Source organism: Bradyrhizobium sp. CCBAU 25338 (assembly GCF_028128965.1).
Taxonomy (GTDB): Bacteria; Pseudomonadota; Alphaproteobacteria; order Rhizobiales; family Xanthobacteraceae; genus Bradyrhizobium; species Bradyrhizobium liaoningense.
In genome coordinates this window covers 286,095-311,013 of record NZ_LFKY01000002.1, presented here as the reverse complement: position 1 = coordinate 311,013, position 24,919 = coordinate 286,095, and the positions used below count along the sequence as shown (strand labels likewise).

Sequence of the window (24,919 nt, the reverse complement as noted above, 5' to 3'; positions counted from 1 at the left end):
CGGTGCCTTTGAGCTCGACAGTACGCGAGCGCAGGCTGGGCGGTTGGCGCGAACACGGCAGCCAGTCCTGAACCGTAGCATCTCGTTCTCAACCGACGGGCACTGCAGAGGCGACTAGGGGTTGACGTCGGCTTGGGCTATTTAGCGGACGAAGCCGGTTGAGCTGCGACGTCTCGCCATTGAAGGTCCACAATCAGCGCGTTCGCAAGGCATCAAGGTGGCCAGGAGCCAACGCCCGAGCTAAGGCGGCTGCCGGAGATGGCCAACGAGTCCGATGGACGATTTCCGAGCCGACGTACTCGGCAGCCTCAATGTCACCTTCAAGTGGTCCGGTATCGTTGTGACCAATAACCGCAGCTGCCGCGCGCCGCCGCTTGAGATATCGAACCACTGCTGCTGAAAAAGTCGACGATCGCAAGGCAGCAGCGTGTCAACGTTCGCGGTGAGGCTCGCCAGCCGGCAAGGCAGTTTTCGGAACGTCTGTCAGGACTGGTACGCCTCGGGTTATGGTAACGAATTCGGCGCGAAGGCCCCAGCCAGCTGTTTCTCGTTGTTCGGCGAATTTGCCGATCTCGAGGCTCGGCTGCCGAGTGGTTGGGAATTCTAGATCTTGTCCCGTCGCAACGTCGATTGCGAGCATAATGTGTGTGCCATTTGCTCGCCTCGAGTGTCGCTGCGCCTGCGGCCGACGCCCACGCCTTGCTGCGCGATATCGCGAGCCAATTCGGCCGGTAGCCTATCGACATCGTCTTTTGGAAGGTAGAGAACTGCCCACGAGACTATTCGGATCTATTTCATCTAGATCACGGCCGGGGTCTTGTTGGTGTTTCTCTCGCATCCGGGCATACCTGAAGGTGCTCATGCGGATGCGGCGGGCGTTGCAAGCAACCGCTCGGCAGCCCGAGCGGAACGGCGCGCGCGACCTCCGCGAATACTTCCGCTCCAATGCCGAGCCGTAGCACATCAAAGGAGCGGCGCGTGATGCGCGCCAAAAGCGGCACGCTAGAACGGCCGGTTTCAAGGATCAGAACCAAGGTGACCTCAGCCTCGCCGTGCGGCAGGGAGGCTGTTATGCGTGCTCGAAATACATTGAGGATAGAGCTAGCGCGCGGACGTTCGCACGCAATGCTGACGTCGTCGGCAGCGATGCGCAGCCGCAGCTGCACGCCTGGTCTAAGCGGCACTCCGGGTATCAGAAAGCGCGCAGTCTTGAGGCGGAGCATGATCAGCCCATAGCGCCCGTCATAACCGCCGACCACCGTATCAAGACAGACTGCCGCTTCGCCGCGCCTGGCAAGCGCCGGATCGCCCTGAACGACATTGAGCGGACCGGCCGCAGTCACGGCGCCATCTTTCATCATGACGAGCTGATCGGCAATACGCTCGATATCAGCGATGTCATGGCTGATGTAGATCATTGGCAATGGAAGCGTTTGCCGCATGCGTTCGAGAAATGGCAGGATCTCGCATTTGGCGGCGCGGTCGCGCACAAGAAGCGGATCGTCCAGCAAGAGCAGCCGAGGCTGGCCTAACAGCGCGCTGCCAAGGGCAAGTCGCTGTCGCTCGATCCCGGAAAGATGTGTTGGCGAACGCTCGAGCAGTGGGGCCAAGGCGAGCAATTCGACCACACCATCAAAATCGATCAGTGTCGGTTCCGATTTTGACGCGTTGTATAAAAGGGTGCGTCGTACAGACAATTGAGAGGAGAGAATCGGTGGCTGGAAGACATATGCGACGCGGCGCATATGAGGTGGTCGAAACGTCGTCTCATCCTGCCAAATCTCCCCATCAATCGCACAGAATCCATTTGGTAGACGCTGCACGCCAGCGATGCAGCGCGCGAGTGTAGTTTTACCGCACCCGGGGGGACCAAAAATCGCTGTGACGCCTTTGGCGGGTAGGCTGAATTGCGTATCCAGCGGAATGCTTGCGGGAGAGCCGTTGAAGGCAACTTCAATATAGCCCTTCTTGGCTTCTCTGATGAACCTGCGCATGTGCTGTATCTTCTCATCTGTGTCACGATCCCGGTGGCTGCAATGGAGGTGATCGCCATGCCTCCGACGATCCATTCTATTGCGCTCCAGCAGGGTGTTTTCAGCTCGCGTGAGGGACATAAGGTGGGAGGGCGGACCGCAGATCGGTGACAAGACCTCAGTCTTGTTGAGCATCTCCGAGGCGCTAGGCTCGTGGCAATCGGACGCTGTCCTGTGCGCTAGCCATTGAGAAGGAAGCGGCTTTCCAGCCGCGCGAGGTTGTCAGTCTGCTTGGCGGGCCGAGGGCTTCTGCTGAATGTTCGAATGGCGCGGCTTGAGAGGTGTGCCGGTAAGGATGTCGGATCACGCCAGGACTGAATACCGGCTTCGGGACGGAAAGTCGGCCTCGAGCATCCCAGAGTTTCGCGAGCCGATATGAAGTTTGCGCCGGTCCCCATAATCGTGGCCTTTGCACTCTCAGGTGCGAGCACCATCAAAGCCACATCAATCAGAATGAATCGAATAAGCCTCATTGGAACCCCGGTCCGCCGCCACCGCTTCCTTCGCAACTGGCTGATCCTCACCCAGCAATCGCTGTGCCGTTTCAAGGAATATCTGGGCGGCTAGTGGCAAGGCAGGCTTTGTATCGGTCTCCACCCAGCGTCTCAGATCGCTGCATCTTATTGTAAGACTTTGGACGTTCGCGTCACCAACCGCACGTGTAGGAGCTGCTAGATGGCACCCGAGGATGATACGATGCCTCTCGCAGAGGGCATGGTGCTTGGCGAATATGCGTCCGTAAAACTCGTCAATGATGCGCAAGTCCATGCCATCCGATTGGTGTATCTTCCGATCTGAGCGGAGGAGACGGTCGGCGGCCGGTCGTTTGGAAAAAGCGCTGATATCAGATGATACGCGGTGCCTGCGCGCTTAAAGCGCTTGAATCGACCGTAGCGTCAGGTTGTAGGCATTGCGAAGCAGAATGCCATATCGGGAGCCAACACCGGCACACAAGCGCTAAACGGCCGATCTCTGTTGCATCCCGGTCTTCGCAATGCGTGTTGCGCGTTGCGGGACGATGATTCGGGCCCTCTAATCATTGCGTGGGCCCGGAACAGCGAGCCAGTGGCTGCCGAGGCGTTGCAGTCCGGTAAACGGATCGCCCTCGCCGGGCAAAGAAAAATAGTGAAACATATGAGGATTAAGAGAGGTGTGGTGAATCAATTGCGACGAATGGGCTGGACTTGCAACGCGCATCGCTGTGCAGCCGCCCTCGCAGCGATCGCGATCGCAGCGACGTGGTGCACAGCACACGCTCGCGCGAGAGATCTTCGCGCCGAGGACGTCTTGGTGTCGTGCAAACCAGACGTGATCCGCTTCTGTGACCGCTTTACAGGCCGTAGCGATGTTGACGTGGCCATTTTTTGTCTTAAGGACAATTTCAAAAACTTGCGCCGCGAATGCCGACGCATGATGCCAACTCCCGCGGACGGAAACGACGGACCGAGAGAATCTCTGAATAGGCGTCCCGTAGGCCTTCATCGCGAGTGAGGGGCGGCAGTTGCGAACTCGAACGATAGTGAGATGTTCAGACTGACTGGCGCTGGGGTTTGGCCAGCGTGGTGGCAAGGCGATCGGGCTGGAGCATCAGCCTGCCGAGGTACAGCTCAACTATCTGAGGACTGATCCGTGAATCGATTGGCCTCGATCAGCGATAAACAGTGCGCCCACCCGTGTTACGAGGTTGTAGTGCGCCCCGAATTTCGATTTCGTACTGCAGCATTTGTGATTTATTCAGCGCTGCAGCATTCGGCGACTTCGAGGCATTCGTCAGAGTGCTATCGGTTCGCTGTAAGTGTCCGGCGGACAATCTGCGTCAGCTGTAGAGATAATGGGCCGGACACATGCGGGAACTCTGTACTACCACCAATCTATGGTGTCGTGGTCGGCGCTAGGTATTTTAGAGAGTGGCGAAGTCGCTTGTGACAGGTAGAAGACCATCCTGGTTTTTCTTACATTTCCCAGCTTGGGATTACCTTCGGCTGGACCGCCGGCCTGAAGGCAACAGATTGAGGTAGAAAACTCGTTTGTTAGCCGCTGATCGACTTGCCGAAGGTAACGCTTGATGCCATCGCGGCGTTCTCGATGACCGCTTCAGGGGAATCGCTTCGCCCGATCGTGGTGCTCTCGACCGAATACACTGTTGACCCCAAGGCCAAAGGAAACGCCGTCGACAAGAGCCCTTCAAAGGCAGAAAGCTGTTCAAGTAGACGCTTCTCAACGAGCTTGCGCTCCGCGCCAGGAAGACCGGCATTAAGTAACCGACGGCAGCGCCAGATTTCGTTTCGCAGCCATCTGATCTCACTTAGTGTATCATCAATCGAAGTCAAGATGTTCGTCCCTGGAGTATCAAGCATGGCGATCGTCGTCGAGCGGCCGTTCCTCGGCTTTGTATTCCTGCCGATTAGTTGAGCCGAGGACTTGCGACTTCCAGCGCCGTTCTTCCCCGACGCGGCGAGCAGTTCGGTGTATGCAACTCTTACCAATCAATATCACCCTACACTGCTCGTGTGACGATAAATCGCGGTAGATCCTCGCGTTTTCACGGCGCCGCGATCGTTTGTCGTGCACAATTCCAGCTCGCAGGCTCGGCTCAAAAGGCTCAAATCTCGCGCCCGAGACCGGGGTGGACTCCGATATCAGCCGATCCACGGGCGGGATGTCGCCGGCTGCAATGCCTGCAGTTGCTCGGTGGCGCCTGCAGAAGCGTATTCGCGCCGGTCGTGCGGGACGGCCCGATTGTGGGATAACACCTCGTTTCGGTCGGCCGGTGGAGTGTCAGCGATAGTGGGGGACTACCAGTTCTAAGATGCGCCGACCCGGCGCGTTCGCTCCATTTTGCTACTTAAGAAGCCATATCGATGAACGCAGAACAGCTCGGCGCAGGTACTCCTTCCGCAACTTCCGATTCCGAAAGCTCCCAACCGGGTTCTCCGGCCGCGTCGCAGTGGGGAGAGGCCTTGAGGGACGTGCACGCGTCCGCTGCCGAGGCGGCTCCCTGGCAGGAGGAGGTGCTGGCCGACTGGGCTGCCGAAGATGGGCAGGGGCAACATGAGGACCGGCAACAGGCGGTAAGTCGAACGAGGGCTTGGCGGGGCACGGGTGATCTCGATGAGCCGCTAGGTCTGTCGTCTCTGTCCCTGACTGCGTTATCTGCGCCCACTCTGGCCGGCGTGCGCCGCCTGAATGTCGACAACAATCAGCTGGCAAGCCTGCCCGAACAACTTCCAGCAACGCTTCAAGACTTGGACGCCAGCCGTAACCGCCTGACCCACCTACCCCGGCTCCCGGCCGGGCTCGAGTTTCTGAACGTCGACTACAATCAATTGACGGAGCTGCCCGAACCTCTTCCGGCCGGGCTCGAATGGCTTAGCGCCAGCCATAACCGGCTGACCAACCTGCCTGAGACCGTCCCGCACCAGCTGTTATGGCTCGGCGCCAGCAACAATCAGCTGACCAGCGTGCCCGAGACGCTGCTGACGCGTCTAAGCCGCGAGTCGAGCGTTAATCTGGAGAATAATCCGCTCGCCGATTGGGTGCAGGTCGGCCTGGAAACTGCGATGCACGCCGGACACTATGCCGGCCCTCAGGTTTTCATCTCGACCACGAGTGGAGCGTTGGAGGTTGCGGCGCGGTCCCTGCAAGAGGTTGCCGCGGACTGGCTCGAGGGCGAGCCCACGGTAGTGGCCGCTTGGCAACACTTCGTCCATGAGCCGGGGGCCGCGGACTATGCACGTTTCCTTGACAGGCTCCGGGGCACCGTGAACTACCATCACGAGACGTTCCGTCAGGCGATTGCCGAAGATCTGCGGCAGGCAGCCGTCAGGCCGCGTTTGCGCGAGCAGTATTTCGAGTTGGCTTCAGGAGCGAACGCGAGCTGCGAAGATCGCATTACTTTGGTCTGGAACGGCATGCAGACAGCGCGCCTGAACGCTGATGTGGAGGACGGCGTCTATGACGGGCGAGTCGGCGAATTGCTTCAGAACGGCCGCGTCATGTTTCGCTTGGAAGCGCTTGATGGGATCGCGCGCGAGAGGGTCAACTCGCTTCGTCGTGCCGATCCCGGCGCGGACGTCGATGAGATCGAGGTCTACCTTGCCTACCAGATCCAGCTGCGGGACGCGCTGGAGCTGAGGCACATTGCTCCCGACATGCGCTTCATGAACGTCTCTCACGTGACCGAGGAGGATGTGGCCAGGGCCGAGGCATCAGTGCGGGACCAGGAAGCGGCGGAATTACCGGACTATTTGGCAGCGCGCTGGCAACCATGGGAAAGTGCGGTGAGGCGCATCGCACCCCAAGTCTATACTGAAATGCAGGAGCGGCTCGTCGACGCCATGGGCGTACAGTTTGAAACCCGCTTGAATGGGCGACTGGCCGAGCATGGCCTGACAGGCGATGCCGATGCCGAGCGGGTCCTCGGCGCAGAGATACGAAACGAGATCGCCCGGGAGATCAAAAGTGCGGTCTTGCATCAGGTGCTCGGGAAACTCGACCTTGAGCTATGAGCGCCCTCCGAAGGAAGGCCCCGCCGATCCGCCTAACCGATTACAACGTGAAGAGAGTCATCGATTCTTTCGAGGACGTGCTCTTTGAAAGAGGCATTCGCGAATGAGCCACCGTCAATTGCCCATCGTGCTGTCCGTCGGGACGATTACGGTAAGATTGGAGATCCAAGCGAAGAATCGTATACAAAACTCCATGCATTCGCGTTGCGAACGTCATCGAAGTCAGGGATCAACGACCATTCGGAGCCCGGGCGAATAGATGGCGATCAGGCCGAACTCTCAAGTGGACCTTGTGCAACGTAGGCTATCGATATCCGTCCCCCGCGGTCGATCGGACTTTCGCAGCGTCACACTCGAATCCAGATCGCGAAACATGCTGTAGTTCCGTCGGATCCATTGATGCAGCTCGGTGGACCAGTCCTTCTCGTTGCGCAGATATCCAGTGAAGGAAAAGCTAAGCCGGTCTATATATCTTTTGAGGAACAGCGGAAGTGCGGAAATGCGAATCACCCGCTCGCTATCCATCGCCTCAGGTAATCCGCCGCGCAGCACGAATTCATTGTGGACGGTGATCAGCGACGTCGGCGGAATTCGCCGCCGCAGCATTTCATAAGCGCGAAGGGAGATACGGTCTGCGGCTGCGACGAAGAGGATGATAGGGGCGACATAGCAGCGCGCTGTCTCCTTCATGAAGCCAATCTCCTCGCACATCTTGAAGAATTCGTCGAAGGCGTGAAAGCCGAGGTCGATTACCTTGGCTACACGATCGTGGATGATAAGAGGGTCCATCAGCTGCATCTTGCCGTAAGTGTCGATCACATCCGCGGTCTCCGTGTTGTTGGGAAGGTAGTCGAGCAATGACGGCTCTTTCAAGTTGACATCAAACGACAGCGCTGTGCCGTTTTTCAGCAACAAGAACTCGCTCATGGCCCGAGCGATGAGGGTTTTACCGACCTGCGGGCTAGGAGAGCAGATGATGTAGATGGGGGTCGCTAACATAGCCAGCAGATCAATTTCGTTCCGTGCGTGGGCCCGACCTGAGCTCGCCAGATATGCGGCTACTTCTCGCCGGCCCGGGTGGCGGACTTGGCCCCGGCCAATTCCGTCAAGCTGATGCGATCAAATTCGCTCCAGACATTTGCCAGCCAGTGCCGGACATAGCCGCGCAGCACGAAGGAGTTGTTCGCGGGTTCATCGTTCCGTGCTTTATTTGCGACGAAGTCTATGAATGGAACGGATGCGATCTCCACCTGCTCATAGGCCATCTCGTTAAGCTTCGGTATGGTCAACTCAGTCGCATGTTTGATGCGGTGAAAATAGGAATTGTAAGTCGCTTGGTCCCACTGGAAGAATTGAGTGTCGTTAATGAAGTTCTTGACCAGGTAGTACTTTGCGCCGCTCATAAAAGTCGCGGTTTCCGCGATCTCGTCTAGCGACGCGATGGATGATCCAAGGATGTGGAACACGGCAAATGTGATCTGGCCAGACCGTGCCGAGTCCAGAAAGCCGATGTCGCGCAAGGAAGCCAGCGCAGACGACAGTAGGCCTGCGCGAGCATCGATGACAGTGACGGACAGCCCTGAATTCAAGGTATCGAAGATCTTCATCTGGTCCGTGGTCGTCGTCATGTCGACGATCTCAGTAATCCCAGGATAAAAGCGCTTCAGCGTTCCCCGAGGCCACTCTGTGTCGAATGCGCGTGTTTGCACGTTGTTCACGCTGAAGTAGTCCAGTAGCGTTCGTGATACGGTCGTCTTCCCGACTCCTCCCTTGTCCGCACCGACCACAATTACCACTGGCTTTACCATAGAAACGTCTCCTGAGACTCTCGCTATCGCCGCGCGCGAAGTGCGCAATCAGCGCGTCTCTGCTTTGGTTGCGAACATGGCGGAAAGAAGGGGCCATGAACCTTCTGTGCGAGAGTTCTGCAACTGATAGACGTTTTCAACATCAAGCGAGTAACGTCGTGTGATGATGCAGGCCCGAGAATGGGAGAAATCACTTGTAGTGGCGATTTACGTGAGGTTTGTGCCGCTGGAATGCGCGGGCCAAGAATCAACTTTCTGCCGGCGGTGATCGTTGCATTGCCATGGTGAGCTATGGAAGCCGTAGCTGCCACCATCCAATTTTCATGAAGCGAACGAGTCTCACGTTGCGTCAGATTGCGAGCTCGATGAGAGCGCAAATCAAGGCGATGCTATGCGGCCCGACTATGGATTGGCAGACAAGGTCTGCTGGATCAGATCGTCTTCTTTTCGGACGAGAGCGAATTGGCTGGCTAATTCCCGAGAGTTGACCCTGAACGACGGAGCTCTCACTCTTCTGAAGAATGTCGGGATATGCGAACGCTAAAACGCGGTGGTGACGCAATAGCAGGCATGCATCTGTTCGCTCTGCAGCGAGATTATCGCCGTCACTGAGACCAAGACCCAAGGGAGAGCTGACCGCAGGCCAACGGTGCGGCACCGGTGGGGAAGCGATATCGGATGCCCGTTAAAAGAAGCCGACGTCGAATGGTCGGAACCGGCGATCTTGTCTTGGACAGAGATTTCGCCGAGCTGCGTACTATTGGGCGACAAGGACTCTTAGTGGAATGAACGATAGCCTGGCGGGTGTGCACTCTCGTTGGGCGCTTCCTTGGGGCGGAAGACAGTGTACGCTAGGGTTTTAAGGCGCCCACTCTGACCACCCTTCGATATGCTAGGCAAGTCCGCCTGAAATAGGTTGCGAGCTGCGCGTCAAGTTCTCTTTCTCCTGATCGATCGCGCTTGACGTAATTGATCTGCAAATTCGGGCTCGGCCTAAAGCTACGTCAAGGTCTACTTCATATCGAATAACAACCGGAGCATGCTGAGGCCGCCCGCTATAGTTTGCGCTCCAGGGGGCATCGATCCTGCCGGTGCAACGGTATATAGCGCCGGCCTGGCAAGGCAATGCACGAACACTCCTGAACGCGATTAAGCCGGATACTCACCGTAACAATCGAGGGATGGCCTGAAAGGAGGGGTCGAGCTCGAAGCTGCCGCCGAAGGAGGGCCGAAAGTCGCGATCCCCTGGCGCTGCGAAGAGCTCCGATCCGGGGATCTCTGGCAGGTCGGCGATCTCTGTCTTATTGGCTAACCGGAAGATTTTAGCTTGGACTGCCGCCTTGCTTAAACGCGTTTGCGCAAAACCGGCCCGAGCGAGGGCAGGGAAACTGCGTAACCAACGAATATCTCCACGAGCAAAGGCGCGTCGCTAGACGCACTCTGCGCGCAAGAGCAAGGCGCTTGCAAGCGTCTGGGCTGCTAGAAAGCTAAATTGGGCGGCGTCGTCGGGGCGGCGTCCAGCTGATCGACGCCTGGCGGGGGTGTGGGCCCCAATGGCACGGTAATCGGCTGCGCTGCGTCCTTTGGGGAGCGGCCGACGATAACTGTGAGCAGACCCTGGCCCCACAGCCGCTGCGCCGCTCTCTTGGCGTCCTCCAGCGTCACCCCATCGATCACGGCATTCTGCTTTTCGAAATGGTCGATGGGCAGCTTGTCAAGCTGATGCTGCAGTAGCGTTCGCGCAAGCTTTGATGATGTGTTGAGAGCCACCAGTTGCGAGCCCTTCAGGTAGGACTTTGCGTCATCGAGTTCCTGCTGAGTCGGTCCTTCCTCGGCGATGTGACGGACCTGCTTCTCGATTTCTTCGACCGTTTCGCCGGCGCGATCGGCGCTGGTGCCGCTGTTGCCGAGAAACATGGCTGAATGATCCAACCAGACAAGGCGCTCACCGACGGAATAGGCCAGTCCGCGCTTCTCGCGGACTTCGCGGAAAAGGCGGGACGTCAGCCCGCCGCCGCCGAGGATGTGGTTGACGATATAGGCGGGCATGAAATCCGGCTCGCTGCGGCGGACGGCTGGACCGCCAAAAGTCACAATTGTCTGCGGCACATCGAACCGAATGAAGACCCGCTGCGGCGGCTTTGCTGCGATGACTTCGGCAACCGGCATCGCTTCCGCGTTGCTCGGCAGGCTGCCAAAGGTCTTGTCGAGCAACTTGCAGACGACCCCTGCATCGACGTCGCCGACCACTGCGATTTTGAGCGTGTCTTTTGCGATCACGCGTCGGACATAACCCTTGAGATCCGCGACCTCGATCTTCGGCACGCTTTCCAGCGAGCCTTCGGCTGGGCGAGCATAAGGATGATCCCCAAACGCGACTTCGAGGAACTTGCGATGACCCAGAGACGAAGGATCGGTCGATTCGTGCCGAAGGCGCGCGAGCACAATAGCACGGATCCGTTCGACGTCGGCTGCGTCGAAAAGCGGCGAGGTTAGCGCCATCCGTAAAAGCTCGAAGGCCTCGTCCGCGTTGTCCTTCATCGTGCGCAAGGCACCGCGGAAGTGATCATGGGTCACGTGAAAATGCAGCTCAATAGCACGACGGTCCAGCCGCTGATGAAAGGTCTTGAAGTCAAATTCGCCGGAACCTTCCTTGAGCAGGCCAGAAACCATGTGGCCTACGCCAGGTTTTTGAGCGGGGTCCTGAGTCGCGCCGCCGGTGAAGGCATATTCCATCGAGATCACTGGGACAGTGGAATCCTGCACGAACCAGGCTTCAATACCGGAAGGCGAAATCAGGCGCTTGATCCTGGTCCGATCAAGTGACCTCGGGGCTGCAACCGAATTTGGCGAAGCGAGCGTCGTGATGGAGAGCGAGGTTCCCCCGAGGAGGATCCCACGTCGTGTGCAAGGATGGATCACTAGAGCTTCTCCTAGTGTTGTGGAGTGGACTCTTTGATGAGATAGCCGGTGACAGCTCGTTTCTTGTCGAGCCATTTCTGCACGACCTCGTGCACCTGCTGTGCACTGACCGCGCGGATGTGGTCCGGCCAGCGTTGAATATCCTCGATGCACAGTCCCGTCGTCAGGCCGCGGCCATACCAATGCGCGAACATTTCCTGACTATCCTGAGCGTATGTGACCTGCGCGATCAGCCGCGCCTTCGCCCACTGGAGATCTTCGATGCTCGCGGGAGTGCGTGCAACGTCGGCGATTACCTCGTCGATGGCGCGTTCGATTAGGCCGAGGTTGACGCCAGGTTTTGGTATGGCGGAAATCTCGAATAGCGAGGGATCGAGCGCGGCAGAGTGGTAGCTCGCTCTGGCAGTGACCGCGAGCTGCTTTTCGACCACTAGCGAGCGATAGAGATATGAGTTGACGCCGCCGCCCATCAACTGCTCGAGCACCTCGAGCGCTGGACTCTCCCCAGCGACGGCGGTGCGCGCCGACGGTACGAGATAATAGCGGTGCAGGGCTGGCTGCTCGACGCGGGAATCGGCCAACGTCACTCTGCGCTGCGCGGCCGGCGTCGGCTCCTGCGGCCGCAGGCGTTCCGGGGCAATCGATGGTTGAGCGGGGATGGCGCCAAACGTCTCCTTTACCATCGAGCGCACTTCCTTGGTGGCTACGTCGCCAGCGACGATCAGGATCGCGTTGTTCGGTGCATAGAAGCGCTTGTAGAACGTAAGGGCGTCCTCTCGCGTAAGCTTTTCGATTTCCTGGCGCCACCCGATAATAGGGTGGCCGTAGGGGTGGTTGAGGTAAAGCGCAGCCATCATCTGCTCAGCAAGCCGGTTGCCGGGATGGTTGGCAACCCTCATATTGAATTCCTCAAGCACGACGTCGCGCTCGGAAAGTACGTTCTCGTCCTTGAGAATGAGACCGGTCATGCGGTCGGCTTCAAATTCCATCATCGTGCCAAGGTGCTCGCGAGGTACGTGCTGGAAGTAGCTGGTGAAGTCGAATCCGGTAAAGGCGTTTTGATAGCCGCCGGCGCGCAGTACGGCCTTGGAGAATTCATCCGCCGGATGTTTGGAGGTACCCTTGAACATCAGGTGTTCGAGGAAATGCGCAAGCCCCGATTTGCCGGGCGGTTCATCCGCGGAACCGACCTTATACCAGATCATCTGAGTCACGACAGGTGTGCGATGATCCTGGATCACAACCACCTGCAGGCCGTTCTGAAGCGTGAAGCACGCTGGTCGATCTGATCTGACCGTGCCGGCATAGACGCTAGCTTCGTCAGGACGGTGCAAGCCGGTGCTATCATCCGTTCTGTGCTCAACCGCCGGCCTGATGCGCGTCGTCGAGTCCAAGGCTTCAGCGGCGGTGCCTGCCGCCTTGGCGGTGACCGGAATCCGGCTCTTCATGGCATCGCCTTTCGTTCCATACTGGTCGTTATGGTGGGAAATCCGACAGGCGTGCAGCGGCGCCTCGTCTTGGCAAACAGCCCAGCAAGAACCAGACCAATCGCCGGATGGCGCTTGCGTACCCAACGGGTACAACACAGAACCGGCGCGTAGTATTGTGGCCGAATGTAAACGTCGACATGTCGTGAACACTACCTTGCGCACAACGTGTCAGGAGAACTTGGCGGCTCGTGGAGACTTGGGGGTCAATCAAGCGCGATATATGATTGCTAGCACAACACCCGGCAGCTTGCCGTCACACGTCTCGGTCTACACGATGAGTGGCTTGACGATATTTCTCGTGGCCGCGAAGCGGGAGCCAGCGAGCAGCTGCTCTGAGTACACTGCGCCGAAGTAGTCCAGGATGAACGTGCGACAACAGCTTAGATTATGGGCCGCGCGGATCAGGTGGCGCGGGGGAGCGCGATTGAGAAGATTTGCCGCAAAAGCCCATCGGTTGTTGACGCGCGAGGTAAACAAATGCTCAGCGATAGCTTCGATTAGACAGAGGAAGTCACTTGCGTGCCGTCGCGGTTTACGAAGGCAAAGGGACTCACCGTCCTTAAATCACCTGCCAACAAGTCACTCAGATTAAGGATATCAAGGGCACCGCAGATCGCGGTCATGTGATTTGCGGTTGCAAGCCGGAGCCTGGTTGGCGCATGTTAACTACTTCGCTATTTCTCCTCTCTCTTATCTGAACGAGCCAGAAGGGCGTGGATGTAGCAGTGCCGAGCGGGTTTGATGAGGATGTGTTCCCCCCGGAGGACGTTCATGCCGGCAAGATTCTGCCAACCAATCATGCCGTCCGCTGCCGGCGGCTAAAGGGCTGAAAACGGTTTGCGAGCAAGTTTTTACCCGGGAAGGCAGAGGAGGAGATTCTCACATGGCCGAACTGGCTGTCATGGAGATCGTGCGCCGCCATCGCGCGCTATAGCTTCGCGGTGCCGATAGACCGCGTCATTTCGGCTGATACAAGGAGGCTCTTTGCTGGCGCAAGCTGCAGATCAGGAGGAACACGAGGCTGCGGAGTTCGAGAGATAATCGATCTGCTGCTCGTCCGGCTTGATTCCGCCAGACGAAAGGACCCACAGCGCAGTTCAACTCCGCCTGCGGATACGGAAAAGATGTCGGTGCTCAAGAGTACATGCAGCAGGAAATGAGATGGAGGCCTGATCTTGCCCCGCCGAACCGGCCAATTGCTCTTCGTGTGATGCCTGTAGGCTCTACATAAAGTCATATTCATCATCATACGGATCGTTCGCGGGCTTCGCTACACTCTCGGTATACTTGGCATTGCCACTGTTGTCCTCAGTCGCGGCAAGATACAAAGGCGGTTTACCCGCCCGCTGCCAATTGCCGCCTTCGTTCTTCCATTTGTCATCGTGCTTGGTGGGGTCTAGCACCATCATCGAGTCACTAACCTCAACAAAACCCAACGCTGCTGCGCGGGCTTTCGCTTCCGGATTAGAAGAGTGGGAGAGAACGAGCGGTTTGTTTCCGTCGATCTGGAGCTGATGTTCAAGCAAGATATCGCCCGCGTTCTCGACGAGCGGATGAGTAACCCGGAAAGCTATTGTTGAGGTGATTTCATCTCGCCCAGGAAATTGATTGCGCCAATCATTGTTGCCCTTGAACAGCTCACTCATGTGGCCTCCGGGTTCCGTTCTCAGAAGCCCGACGCTTTTGTTCCCAAGCTGATAGCTGAAAAAACGCGCTTTCTCCGAAATAGACTTCATGCCGAAACGAAATGCAGTGTCCGCTGTGCGTTGAGCCTTTTCGGACACCCAGCGCGAGTATCGCTGCGGATTGGCAGCAATATCCTCTATGTCTCCTCCATAAAAATCTGCCAGCTTATTCTCAAACGAAGATTTTGAGATCTCAACCACCGGCCGCTCGTCAACCAGCGCGTATGGCGGGACTGCTGCCAAAGATGCATCAAAGGAGGAGCTCGATGGCGCCAAATTCAGAGCAGAGAATACATCCGAGAATCTTTGGCTATCGGGGTAGGAGTCTTCGTCCGAGCTCGTTCCCATTTCATCGAGCTCGGACGCACGTTCGCTGTTAGATAGAGTTTTAGTGTTTTGAAACATAACACGTCCTGTTTATGTCGGCGAAGGCCGCGCCGATTGGGGTTCCGGGCTCATAGCAAGCCGAGCTGTCGGCAAGCTGACAGCTAAGCATCACGCTTCGCTATTCCTGCCCGCTCTTGATTGCCTTATCTTGAACGAGCCAATGCTTTCCGGCTGCCCCCCTGCGGTGCTGCGCTGGCATCGCCGGCGTCCATCTTGCCTTGAAGGGCGAGGGACAGTCCGAAATTGTTGCGCAGCATCGGGTTTGCAGGTTCCGCCGCGAGAGCTTGGCGGTATAGCTCTTGGGCTTCCTGGTGCCGACCCTCGTGATCGAGAACAACTGCTTTGGCATTCAATGCGCGCAGGTCGCCAGGGGCTGCCAATAACACGCCGTCGAGCACCTCGAGCGCATCATTCGGACAGTTGCGTGCCAGTAGGGCTCGCGCAAGAGGAATGGCCGCATCAATGTTGTTCGGCTGTTGCTTCAATTCGTCGCGCAGAGCCCCTTCATCAGCATCTCGGCCGAGCGCGAGCGAAATGCGCTCGCGCGCGGCGGGGTCGATCTCTTTGCTGTCTGCGAAGTCTGATGCGGACGTCTGCTGCGGTGAAAAGCCATGTTTGTCTGCGGTAGCGCAACCAGCGAGCAGCACAACAGTCAGCATCGCAAGCAGAGCCGGCCGCAGCCTTGGACTGGCGGAGCAAAGATAGCGGCAGCTGGTGTGGTTAGATTTCATCGGCTACTCACAAGGTGGTGCTGCGCACTCTTAGCTTGCAGTTGTTAGGAGCCCTCCCGAGGAAGGCGCCTTGGGAAGCTTGACGGATCCAATCGGTTGGATCGTGAAGTCCGCGGCGAGATCTTGATAGGACAGAACAGGCAGATCGATCCCGTTGCGCGTAAGAAAACCGCGTACAAAACGCCGGATATCCATCGAACCGAGGACGACAGGCTGACTCTTACTTTCCGCGATGGTCGCGTGGATCTGACGAAATTGTGCAAGCAGCTTTTCGCTCTGCCATTCGTCCAGGACGAGGTATGGGCCGACGGCCGTTTCCCGTACTGCGCCGCGGATGATTTCCTCGCTCTCACGCTCAATGATAAAGGCGACGACGACGCGATGGGCGTTAGCATACCGAAAGCAGATTTGCCGCTTTAAGGTAGCACGAACATATTCGGTGAGAAGGACGGCGTTTTGCTCGCGTTCGCTCCATTCTGCCAATGCCTCGAGGAGCAAGCGGGTATTGCGGATTGGAATGCCCTCATCGAGCAAGCGGCGTAGGACCTCGGCGATCCGAGGGACCGTGGCTGTACGCAGCACCTCCTTCACCAGATCGGGATATTCCTGCTCCATCCGAGCGAGCAATTGGCGGGTTTCCTGGATACCCACCAGGCGCTGTGCATAGCGCGTCAATGTGGAATGCAGACGTAAGGCAAGAACTTCGCTCAGCCGATGATATCCGATTCCGGCGGCCTTGAGCGCCGCTGCGTGCCGTTCTTCGATCCAGACCCGATTCGTTTCAGGGTCTTGCTGAAAGGGGATGCCGCTCAATTCGATGTTCGCCACATCGTCGTTGAGTGCCAGGTGGCCAGGATTGATCACATCGCGCTCAACTGGCACACTATCGACATCCACTCGGAATTGCGACGAGGACAAGCTCTCGCCAATCTGGGCCGGGATGCGCGGAATAGTGATGCCAAGGTCCGCCGATACGAGCCTAGAAACACGCAAAATGCTCTCTTCCAGCTCGTCTTTGTCGATCGAATCCGTCAGGTTCGGTGCAAGGAACAACGCGATCGGAAGTGCTTCCGCATGTGCGGTCTGCTTCTGAGCCGCTGTAGGGGGCGGCGCCGAAGCAGCGGCGCTAGCTCCTATGTTGGCGGGGAGCTTGTCGCGTTTGGGGCTGACTTTGACGTAGCTTGCCGCAGCGAACAGGACGGCCAGCACGACAAAGGGCGGCAAAGGAAAGCCGGGAACGAGCCCCATGAATACCAAGACGCAGGCGGCTAGCCTAAGTGCCTGCGTACTTGCGGTAAGTTGGTGAACAATATCGGCCCCGAGTTTGAGCTTGGAGGGTCCGTTGACGCGCGTGACAATGGTCGCGGCGGTAATTGACAGCAGCAACGCCGGAATCTGCGAAATGAGCGCATCACCGATCGTCAAAAGTGTATAGTGATGCAGCGCTTCATCGAGCGACATACCTTTGGAGAGCAGACCGATGCTGATTCCGCCCAGCATATTGATGCAGATCACGATCAGCCCGGCGATCGCGTCTCCCTTAACGAACTTCATGGCACCATCCATCGCGCCATGAAGTTGACTCTCTTGCTCCAACGCGGCGCGCCGGCGACGTGCTTCGTGTTGATCAATGTGGCTGTTGCGCAGTTCCGCATCGATCGCCATCTGCTTGCCTGGTAGCGCGTCAAGCGTGAAGCGCGCAGACACCTCTGCGACGCGTTCGGCACCCTTGGCAAGAACCATGAATTGGACCATGGTCACGATCAAGAATATGACGATGCCGACCGCAATATTCCCCGAAATGACGAAGTCGCCGAAGGTGTGAATGATGCTACCGGCGTCGCCCTCTGCAAGGATCAGCCGCGTTGTTGCAATCGTTAGCGCGAGTCGAAATACGGTAGAGATCAGAATGACGCCCGGCAAGGACGAGAAATCAAGCGGTGTGCTGAGATAGAGTGCAACCATCAGCAGCAATATGGCAAAGCCAAGATTGAAGCCGATTAGCATGTCGATTACGACGATTGGGATTGGCATGATCATCATGCCGATCGCCAGAAGCAGCATCAATGCAATCATGAAATCCGGCTGGGCCGGAGCGCGCACGAAGAAGTCACGCAGAACGTTGGCCATGATAGATCCCTATTGCATTTTGACGAGGGCGGTGCTCGCGCGCAGTGACACATAGCGCTGAAAGACCTCGCGTGCCTCGGACATGCGGCCAGCGTGCCGGAGTGCGTGACTGCGCAACAGCGTCATCGGTATGCGGGAGGAGGGTTGCGTATCAAGTGCGTCCAGCCGGTCCAGAACATGCAGTGCTTCGTTGCCAAGGCCCTCGGCGATTAGCGTGTAGGCTAGAATGCGCAGTAAACCGACGTCGTTGGAATGCTCGCGGGCTGCAATTCGCAGCAGAGCCAGACTCTGTGCGCTCTGCCCGCATGCAAGATGGACATATGAGAGTGCGCAAAGCAGGTCGCGCTCCGGCCCGGAGATCGACGGAACATCGCCGGATTTGGAGACTTCTGGAACCAAGGGAGCGGCGAGATGCTGCAATCCATCAGGATCGGCCATGGCTATCCTTTGATTAAGCTGTTTTGATTTTGCCGGAGCATTAGTAACCGCTGAAGTTCCTGCTGCAGGATTGCCAAGCACTCTCGCGCCGTCTTGTCTTCCGGCGTCGCCTCCAACGTTCGCGTCAAGCGTTCCAGAAGAGGACCATGCTTGTCGGCGCGCAGTACGTCCGGATGACGGAGGCGTGGAACGACGAAGGAGAGTAGTCCGCGAGACAGATTGGGACCATAAAGCGAAGCCAATGCCGCACGTGGATCTGTCTCATTTGCCCCTGCCTCGCCTTCGAATAAAGTGACGCGCGAGATGGCGCGGACGGAATCGACCTCGAGCGCCGCTTCGCTCGTACCGTCAATTGGCAGATCATGCGAAACCGCATCCCGCCACGACGCGCGCTTCGTGCCGCTATCCGAATGGGCGCCTCCGACTTCGAGTTTATCACCTTGCGAGGGAGGCGAGCCGATGACCGCTGCGTGCTGGCCCGCATCTAATCCCTGCGATGAGGTGCCGGGCCCTACGGACTGCTGGGGCAGCCTAGCCATCGCCTTCTCCTTCTTTCTTGCAGGGTAGAGATCTTAGTATGGCAAAGCGGCAGATCGGCCGTTGCGGCTGAGCAGAACTCGTCCATCCTCAATTCGATCAACGGTCCATCCATTACTTAAGAGCGCGCCGACGAAATACTTCTGCCCGGCAATAAGCAGATAAGGTTCGCTTCCACGCCAGACGGCTTGGACGGCAATCGAAGACGGCATCTTCTCCTCTTTCACGATGACAGCATTCACAAGGGTCGGGGTGCCATTGGTTTGACGATCGAACCATTGCTGGATTTCTTTCCATTTGGCGACGAGGTTCGGGGCAATTGTGCCTTCCGCAGTCACGACGCCGGGACCGCCCCCGATCTTGATGTCAAGAAGGCCCGCTCGTTCGATCTCTTGCCGCAGCGATACGGCCATGTCATCGGCAGTTCTCGCATCAAAATGATCCACGGTTGGCTTAGCGGCAATCTCGGCCGCGCGCGATGACTCAGTCCTTGTCGCCATCGCCCTATCGCCGGGGGCGAACATACTTGAGAAGGTGCCGATCACGATGCAGCTGAGCAAGACCATGCTGAGGGTCACGATCGAGCTGCGAGAGCGCTTGCTCGAAGCAATTGGCTGGACATCCTCTGTCGACCAGCGGATGGAGATCGCGCCGGCATGCACGACCGCGGGAAGAGGCACTCTGACGCGCTCACCTGAAGTGATGCTCGCGTGACCGTCGATGCTAATATTGGCAGCGAGCGCCTCGACCTCGATCCAATCACGCTGCGGGGTGATGCGAAGGTGATGCGGTTCAAGCCCTTGTTCAACGAAGATTAGGTCAGCATCGAGGCCGCTGCCCACAATGCTGTCGCCGCCCGCCGCCTTTCCTTTGAGCCCGGTATAGAGCCCCGAAAGCACCTCGAACTCGAGCGAAATAGAGTCGTTCACGATAATCTCCTGAATAACGAGAGAAGCCGTACGGTAGTGCCGTACGGCTCATCCAGAGTTCGTCATTCACGGCGCGGCGACGGTAGCAACTCGGTGAGCCACCCGTCTTGCAGAATTACTGGACGCGCTCGTCGGCGACCTTCTTCTCGGACGAGAGTTCGGTCGTAATTCTGCGCATTGCCACGGCCTGGGCCTGAACTTTCTGGCTCACACGCTCGAATTCAGCCATCTGGTTCTGGAAGCCCGTATCACCGGTCTGCTGAACACCAGCAGCGCCGCCATTTCCGCCAACATTGTCAACCGACATGTCTATTTACCTTTCTTATGGGATTTAACCTGGTTCTGATTTGTTACGAGTTGCGGGCCGGCGAGACGATCGCAGGAATGGAAAGGAACATGGGCGTGCCGCCGAGCGTGCTGAGCCCAAGGTTCAGTTCCGGGCTCTTGCAGGCAGTGTCGGGCTTGGGTTGTACCTCGCTCTTTTCGCCGGCGTCTTTGTGGTCTGCGGCCTTATCATGGCCGCCCTTGTCGGGCACCAAGGCGTGGACCACCGTGTCAAAGACCTTGTCCACGGTCCCGCCCAGCGCCGAACCAATGGCCGCTCCGGCCGGCCCGCCAAGGTATCCGCCGGCAGCGCTTCCGATCATTTCTCCGATCATCGCATTCTCCTATGCTCGTCTTTTCGCGCTCAATAGACGACTGCTCGCCTAGATTCAGCGGCCTCATGCTAAGGACGCTAGCTTTCGAAAAGCTGACGAGCCTCACGTCGAGGCGAGTGGGCTGCACTTTTGCGGCAGGCTTGCACCTGCTCGCAATCATCGGCTCTCCCGGCAGCGCCTATAGCCGACTTGGCTCAAGGCGGGTTGAGCGGTGCTTAGTACGCGTTCAGGAATGATTTTACCTCGCGGAGGCTGCGCAAGCGCGTGGCCTGCAGGGTAGAGCGCGGAAGCGGGATAAGGTCATCGAGCCGTCGGACCTCAGCTCTCGCTTCTCGCGTGTGGCTAACATGGGCAGCTTGCGAAAAGCTCGCGTTTCGCGAATTCTTATGCTGAGAAACCGGTCGCAGCGCATGTTCAAGCTTATCGATCGGTCTTCGCAGATGATATGCGAGCGACCGGCGGGTGCGCTGGTTGCGCGGCGAGGGTGGGATGATTGGGGGGTGCCCGGCAGACGTCGCGTAACTTGTCATGAAGACACAGGGGCACGTCTGGTCAGACGAGTCTTGGTGAGAGGAAGCTTGCGATACAGTTCACCGAAGGATGCGTTTCGGACATCCGATCAATGCAAAGTGAGTGCGGCTTCGCTCGCTGATCGTCGTCAGCTTTTCGACAGGTATTCGGGCTACCGTCTCTGCGAGTTAAATGCGCGTGATGTGCTCGTGCGGTTACTGTGATGGGGCGAGAGCAAGGATCTCACTAGGGCTGCCGGTTCTGGCAAGAGAAGTGGTTGTCCTAAATGATGCGTTCTCATGCAGGTCTGAAGCGGCGCGCCTTAGTTGACTATGCGCGTAACGCTCACAGTTTTACAGATTTCGTCTATGCAACAGGAGTGAACTAAATGCAGTATCTTCCGGTGGCCGGTCTCCCAGTGGTGGGCGCGCCCGACTCGATGAACGGAGTGGTGCCAGAAGGCGCGGTTGTCACTCCCGCTTTCAACGCCTTGTTGGGGCAGTATGCTCCGGCGAGCTACCAGTACCTGCCGGTAGCCTCACCAGCCCTCGTCAGTTCTGTCGTTGGGAGTGTCGTGCCGGTCGCCGTAACGCCAGCCGTCGTTACGACCCAAGCGTACATGATGGCGCCTCCTCCTCCCACCATGCTGATGAGCCAGCTGAATCAGAATTCCGAGCCTGCTGTGGATCCGGTGTGGACGCATGAGGTCAAGGATGGCAAGGCCACAATCAACCTTGGGGACAAGTATACGATCACGGCCGATGAGAAGGACGGCACCTGGACAGTTCGCAACAACCAGACCGGTCATGTCACGGTAATTCATGGCGACCCCCACGTTGATGCCGACGGAGACGGGAAGGATGACTTCGATTTCAAGAAGGATATGACGTTTCAGCTCGACGACGGCACGAAAATTACTGTCAATAATGTCGACTACGGTAATGGTCAGGCCATCTCTTCAAAGCTTACCATTACCAACGGTCACAACGCGATGGTTGTCGAGGGGCTCGGCGACGACAAGGATGGCAAAAGCAATCTGAGGGTGACGCAGTCCAATGCTGGGATGACCCTTGACGAGTTGACGTCCGATGGTGCCCAAACGATCCATGAGAGTGGCCAGGGATGGGTCGATGGCGCCGGGCGCGCCGTGAATCAGGCGAGTATCGATGCAGGCGAACAGGGGCGCGGGCCGGGCAGCTATCAGTATGCGAGCGCGGCGCCTGCCTCTACGGTCCCCGTCTTCTTCGTTCCTCCTCCTCCGCCGCCTCTTGCGATGGTGCCTGTTGCGGCCGCCCAGGTGCCCACGCAGTCGTCTCAGCCGGCGCCAGTGTGGTCGCATGAGGTCAGGGACGGCAGGGCTGAGATCAAGCTTGGTGAGAAATATTCGATGCTGGTCGACGAACATGACGGAACGGTGCTCATTCGTAACAATCAAACAGGCAAGATCACGGCGATTAAAGGCGATCCCCACGTCGATGCCGACGGTGACGGCAAGATCGATTTTGACTTCAAGAAGAACATGACTTTCCAGCTCGACGACGGCACGAAGATTACTGTCGACACCGTTGATATCGGCAATGGCAAAACGATGGCCTCGAAGCTGACCATCACCAACGGCGACAATGCCATGGTCGTCGAAGGGCTTGGAGACCGCTTCGACGGTAAGAACAATCTCAAGGTGACACAGTCGAATGCCGGCCGTACGCTTGATCAGCTGACTTCGGATGGTGCTCAGACGATCTATGAACAACCAGGCTCGGGCTGGGTTGATCGGTCTGGACGCCAGGTGAACCAGGCGATCATCGACAGCAATGAGAATCCGGGCACACCGTCGGATGCTTGAATTGGGCGTAAGCCCGGCTGGTACTGCGAAGCGATCTCAGCCTATCGGGTAAGTCACTGAAGCGGGCGCCAGCGCCCGCTTTTCGTGTTCGCGAGGGAGACGAAGATGTTAAGTGCGGCGGCGTATCGATCAGGATCGCCGCTCTCATCGCGCGATCGGGCCTTCTAAGCTCGGGCGCCAATCGTGCCGACAAACACGCTATGACCTCAGGATCGGGCACCACCAACATGTCTCGATGCCGGGGTCAGCGGTCCAGGAGTTGTGAAGATATGGGCGCAGCGATGCTGATGTTACGGAAAATCTTAGAGGACCTCTCTGGCGCACAATCTCGCGGGCGGCTGCAGAACCAATCGAGGATAGCCGGCTGACGCAATTGATCATCAAGCGGGAAGCGCTCGGTTTCGCTTGAATCTCTATTGGCCTGGCTAAAGAGCGCTCCTGATGAACGCTCATCGAGAATATGGGGTATACCCGGGTGAGCAAGTCGCTGCGGCGTATTCCCAAAGTTCCCGGTGTAATTGCGATCGGATTTGCGGACCGGCCGCACCGCTGGCCTGGAGGACCACCTAAGACGCGTCTAGCGGCTCCTATTGCCAAGTCCGCCTGCTTCGGCCGATCGTTCTCGGTTCGGCTTGCATTCCGGCAGATCCTTCCCTGTGCGCGTCTGATTATCCGGCCCTTCACCCATCATCTAGCTCGCTCATAGCGTCATCCATATCTGACTGGGAATCGCTTATGACCTGGGTAGCGACCGCAACCAGAGCCTTTTCGAAGGCTCGCTGCAACAATGCTGCGGGCGAATTGTCGCCGCCGTTCGCGGCGTTATCGTTGTTTGCGCCAGCTTCTGGCGCCGTGGCTGGGATATCGGCTGCGCCTGTGTCCATATCGTAAAACCCAGATGGCGGCGGTGCCGCGAGATGACCTATTTGCTAGCAGGGACAGCTTGCAAGAAGCTGACGAAGAGTGAGGCGGATTAATGCCGTGATTCCTGCGCACAGTGTTCTCAGGTGGTCCCGTGTCGTGGAGTTTTTGATGCGCAAAGGACTTGCTGGTTGGAATCATCCGGCCGCTGCGTGTCTGCCGAACATCGGCGCACATAGGTCCGGCTCCCGACGTTTGGGAGCCAGTGGATCGGATGGACATCTGCGTTCCGCTACTTTTGGATAGAGAGGTTGCCTTTGTCTCACGATACGAGCCAAAAAAAGCGCGCCATGGAAGTGCACCTTTTGGCCCGCGCGATCTTTGACTTGACCGCTGCCCTCGCGCGAGCTGATCTGGCGCTTATGAAATGGCCTGAAAAGAGAAGCGTGGCCGCGGAATAGCCGCCGGCAAGGTCGCCTCTTACCAGGTGTCCTGCCATTGAAAAGGCCGGTGTCGGCCCCGCGGGGATCGCCCTGCGGTTGCTCGGCTGCAGCCGTTAGCCGATGGGCGGATCTTCCGCCTCTTCAGGTTGCTCTTGCTCTCCCTCTTCAGGCCAAAGGGTCGGATCTAGCGAGGGTGTGAGACGAATGAAGTCCTCCTCTCTCCATTCTGCCGTATGAGGCACGCCGAGAATGGTAAAGATTGTTGTCGGGTGGTCCTGGCTTGGCTTCACTCCGCTTCGCTCAAGCATATCGATCTGAGCGCCTGTGGCTGTTTGAGGCGTAAACACCCAGTAGTCCTTGGCGAGATGTCCGTCACACATACGGAACGCGGAAAGTTCGGGCGGAGCTGCGGAAGACCCAGCTCGGGACGGCGCCGCCTGCAATGGCTGGGCATGGGAGAGGCCGGCGTGGGCCGGCTCACCCTGAAAAGGGGCGGTGCGCGATGGACCTGCATGCGAGGTCCCCGCTTGTGGCTCACCGTGACGTGGCTCAGCATCCGACGGGCCGGCATCCAGAGCCTGCCATATCAGATCTTGATCGAAGCCGGGATGTTCCTCGATCGCCTGAGCGATGATCTGCGGCGAGAGATGCCGCGAGCCGTTATCCCGCTCTGGCGCGGCGACGGCCGCAGGCGCGGCATACAGACTATCCTGCCAACCCGAGCCTGCCGAATGGGGATGGGATAAATCTGGGTAAGGCGGATAGAGGTGTCCGGTTTCGAAGTATGGAGAGTAGGGATGGCCCGCGTCCAGATAGGGTGAATAAGCCTCGCCCTGCAGCACGGAATGGACGACGCCCTGCGCCAAAGCGGGGGCCTCTGTGCCGCTGAGCTTCCGCTCGAAATCGGTTGCATCTGTAGCCGCCCGTGTTGTGTCGGGCTCCGGGCTCGTATTGGCCGGGGCGATTGCATTGAAATCCACCCTGTTTCTCCTTCTCGCGCGCATC

19 protein-coding genes are annotated in these 24,919 nt (G+C 58.1%); 4 read left to right on the top strand and 15 right to left on the bottom strand.

Annotated elements, in window-relative coordinates:
- Positions 1–803: 803 nt before the first annotated feature.
- Positions 804–1,994: a molybdenum ABC transporter ATP-binding protein gene (gene modC, locus ACM42_RS02910; RefSeq protein ID WP_271526534.1), complete on the bottom strand. Its 1,191-nt coding sequence runs from the start codon at positions 1,992–1,994 to the stop codon at positions 804–806.
- A gap of 414 nt (positions 1,995–2,408) precedes the next feature.
- Between modC and ACM42_RS02905 the strand changes: the two genes are divergently transcribed.
- Positions 2,409–2,600: a hypothetical protein gene (locus tag ACM42_RS02905; protein ID WP_271526533.1), complete on the top strand. Its 192-nt coding sequence runs from the start codon at positions 2,409–2,411 to the stop codon at positions 2,598–2,600.
- Positions 2,601–2,708: 108 nt separating this feature from the next.
- Positions 2,709–2,831, top strand: coding sequence for a hypothetical protein (locus ACM42_RS02900; RefSeq protein WP_271526532.1), 123 nt, complete (start codon positions 2,709–2,711; stop codon positions 2,829–2,831).
- 1,232 nt (positions 2,832–4,063) lie between these two features.
- On the opposite strand, the gene ACM42_RS02895 is transcribed toward ACM42_RS02900, so the two are convergent.
- On the bottom strand, positions 4,064–4,390 hold the full coding sequence (locus ACM42_RS02895) for a hypothetical protein (RefSeq protein WP_271526531.1): 327 nt from the start codon (positions 4,388–4,390) through the stop codon (positions 4,064–4,066).
- Positions 4,391–4,894: 504 nt separating this feature from the next.
- On the opposite strand from ACM42_RS02895, the gene ACM42_RS02890 reads away from it, so the two are divergent.
- Positions 4,895–6,541, top strand: coding sequence for an NEL-type E3 ubiquitin ligase domain-containing protein (locus tag ACM42_RS02890; RefSeq protein WP_271526530.1), 1,647 nt, complete (start codon positions 4,895–4,897; stop codon positions 6,539–6,541).
- Positions 6,542–6,820: 279 nt separating this feature from the next.
- Here ACM42_RS02890 and ACM42_RS02885 read toward each other — a convergent pair whose 3' ends face one another.
- The 12 genes from ACM42_RS02885 to ACM42_RS02830 all read right to left on the bottom strand — a co-directional run bounded on the left by ACM42_RS02885 (position 6,821) and on the right by ACM42_RS02830 (position 20,257).
- The gene (locus tag ACM42_RS02885) at positions 6,821–7,540 is read right to left on the bottom strand and encodes a hypothetical protein (protein WP_271526529.1); all 720 of its coding nucleotides are present in this window, start codon (positions 7,538–7,540) and stop codon (positions 6,821–6,823) included.
- A 59-nt stretch (positions 7,541–7,599) separates the two neighbouring features.
- Complete coding sequence (locus ACM42_RS02880) at positions 7,600–8,349, bottom strand: hypothetical protein (RefSeq protein ID WP_271526528.1); 750 nt, start codon at positions 8,347–8,349, stop codon at positions 7,600–7,602.
- A 1,479-nt stretch (positions 8,350–9,828) separates the two neighbouring features.
- On the bottom strand, positions 9,829–11,271 hold the full coding sequence (locus ACM42_RS02875) for a M16 family metallopeptidase (RefSeq protein WP_442868887.1): 1,443 nt from the start codon (positions 11,269–11,271) through the stop codon (positions 9,829–9,831).
- Between the two features lie 11 nt (positions 11,272–11,282).
- Positions 11,283–12,665 carry a M16 family metallopeptidase gene (locus tag ACM42_RS02870; RefSeq protein WP_442868892.1) on the bottom strand — a complete coding sequence of 461 codons (1,383 nt, stop codon included), beginning with the start codon at positions 12,663–12,665 and terminating at the stop codon, positions 11,283–11,285.
- Between the two features lie 1,319 nt (positions 12,666–13,984).
- On the bottom strand, positions 13,985–14,851 hold the full coding sequence (locus tag ACM42_RS02865) for an Effector protein NopP (protein ID WP_271526526.1): 867 nt from the start codon (positions 14,849–14,851) through the stop codon (positions 13,985–13,987).
- 125 nt (positions 14,852–14,976) lie between these two features.
- The gene (locus tag ACM42_RS02860; protein ID WP_271526525.1) at positions 14,977–15,564 is read right to left on the bottom strand and encodes a tetratricopeptide repeat protein; all 588 of its coding nucleotides are present in this window, start codon (positions 15,562–15,564) and stop codon (positions 14,977–14,979) included.
- Positions 15,565–15,594: 30 nt separating this feature from the next.
- The gene (sctV, locus tag ACM42_RS02855) at positions 15,595–17,694 is read right to left on the bottom strand and encodes a type III secretion system export apparatus subunit SctV (protein ID WP_271526524.1); all 2,100 of its coding nucleotides are present in this window, start codon (positions 17,692–17,694) and stop codon (positions 15,595–15,597) included.
- Between the two features lie 9 nt (positions 17,695–17,703).
- Positions 17,704–18,132 (bottom strand): tetratricopeptide repeat protein, encoded by a 429-nt coding sequence (locus tag ACM42_RS02850; protein WP_271526523.1) that lies wholly within the window; start codon positions 18,130–18,132, stop codon positions 17,704–17,706.
- A 2-nt stretch (positions 18,133–18,134) separates the two neighbouring features.
- Positions 18,135–18,671, bottom strand: coding sequence for a hypothetical protein (locus ACM42_RS02845; RefSeq protein WP_271526522.1), 537 nt, complete (start codon positions 18,669–18,671; stop codon positions 18,135–18,137).
- A gap of 33 nt (positions 18,672–18,704) precedes the next feature.
- A complete protein-coding gene (locus tag ACM42_RS02840) occupies positions 18,705–19,598 on the bottom strand; it encodes a SctD/MshK family protein (protein WP_271526521.1) in 894 nt (297 codons plus the stop codon).
- 115 nt (positions 19,599–19,713) lie between these two features.
- A complete protein-coding gene (locus ACM42_RS02835; RefSeq protein WP_271526520.1) occupies positions 19,714–19,905 on the bottom strand; it encodes a hypothetical protein in 192 nt (63 codons plus the stop codon).
- Between the two features lie 43 nt (positions 19,906–19,948).
- Positions 19,949–20,257, bottom strand: coding sequence for a hypothetical protein (locus tag ACM42_RS02830; protein WP_271526519.1), 309 nt, complete (start codon positions 20,255–20,257; stop codon positions 19,949–19,951).
- Positions 20,258–21,155: 898 nt separating this feature from the next.
- Here ACM42_RS02830 and ACM42_RS02825 point away from each other — a divergent pair.
- On the top strand, positions 21,156–22,610 hold the full coding sequence (locus ACM42_RS02825) for a DUF1521 domain-containing protein (protein ID WP_271526518.1): 1,455 nt from the start codon (positions 21,156–21,158) through the stop codon (positions 22,608–22,610).
- Positions 22,611–24,027: 1,417 nt separating this feature from the next.
- On the opposite strand, the gene ACM42_RS02820 is transcribed toward ACM42_RS02825, so the two are convergent.
- Positions 24,028–24,894 carry a hypothetical protein gene (locus ACM42_RS02820; RefSeq protein WP_271526517.1) on the bottom strand — a complete coding sequence of 289 codons (867 nt, stop codon included), beginning with the start codon at positions 24,892–24,894 and terminating at the stop codon, positions 24,028–24,030.
- Between the last annotated feature and the right edge of the window lie 25 nt (positions 24,895–24,919).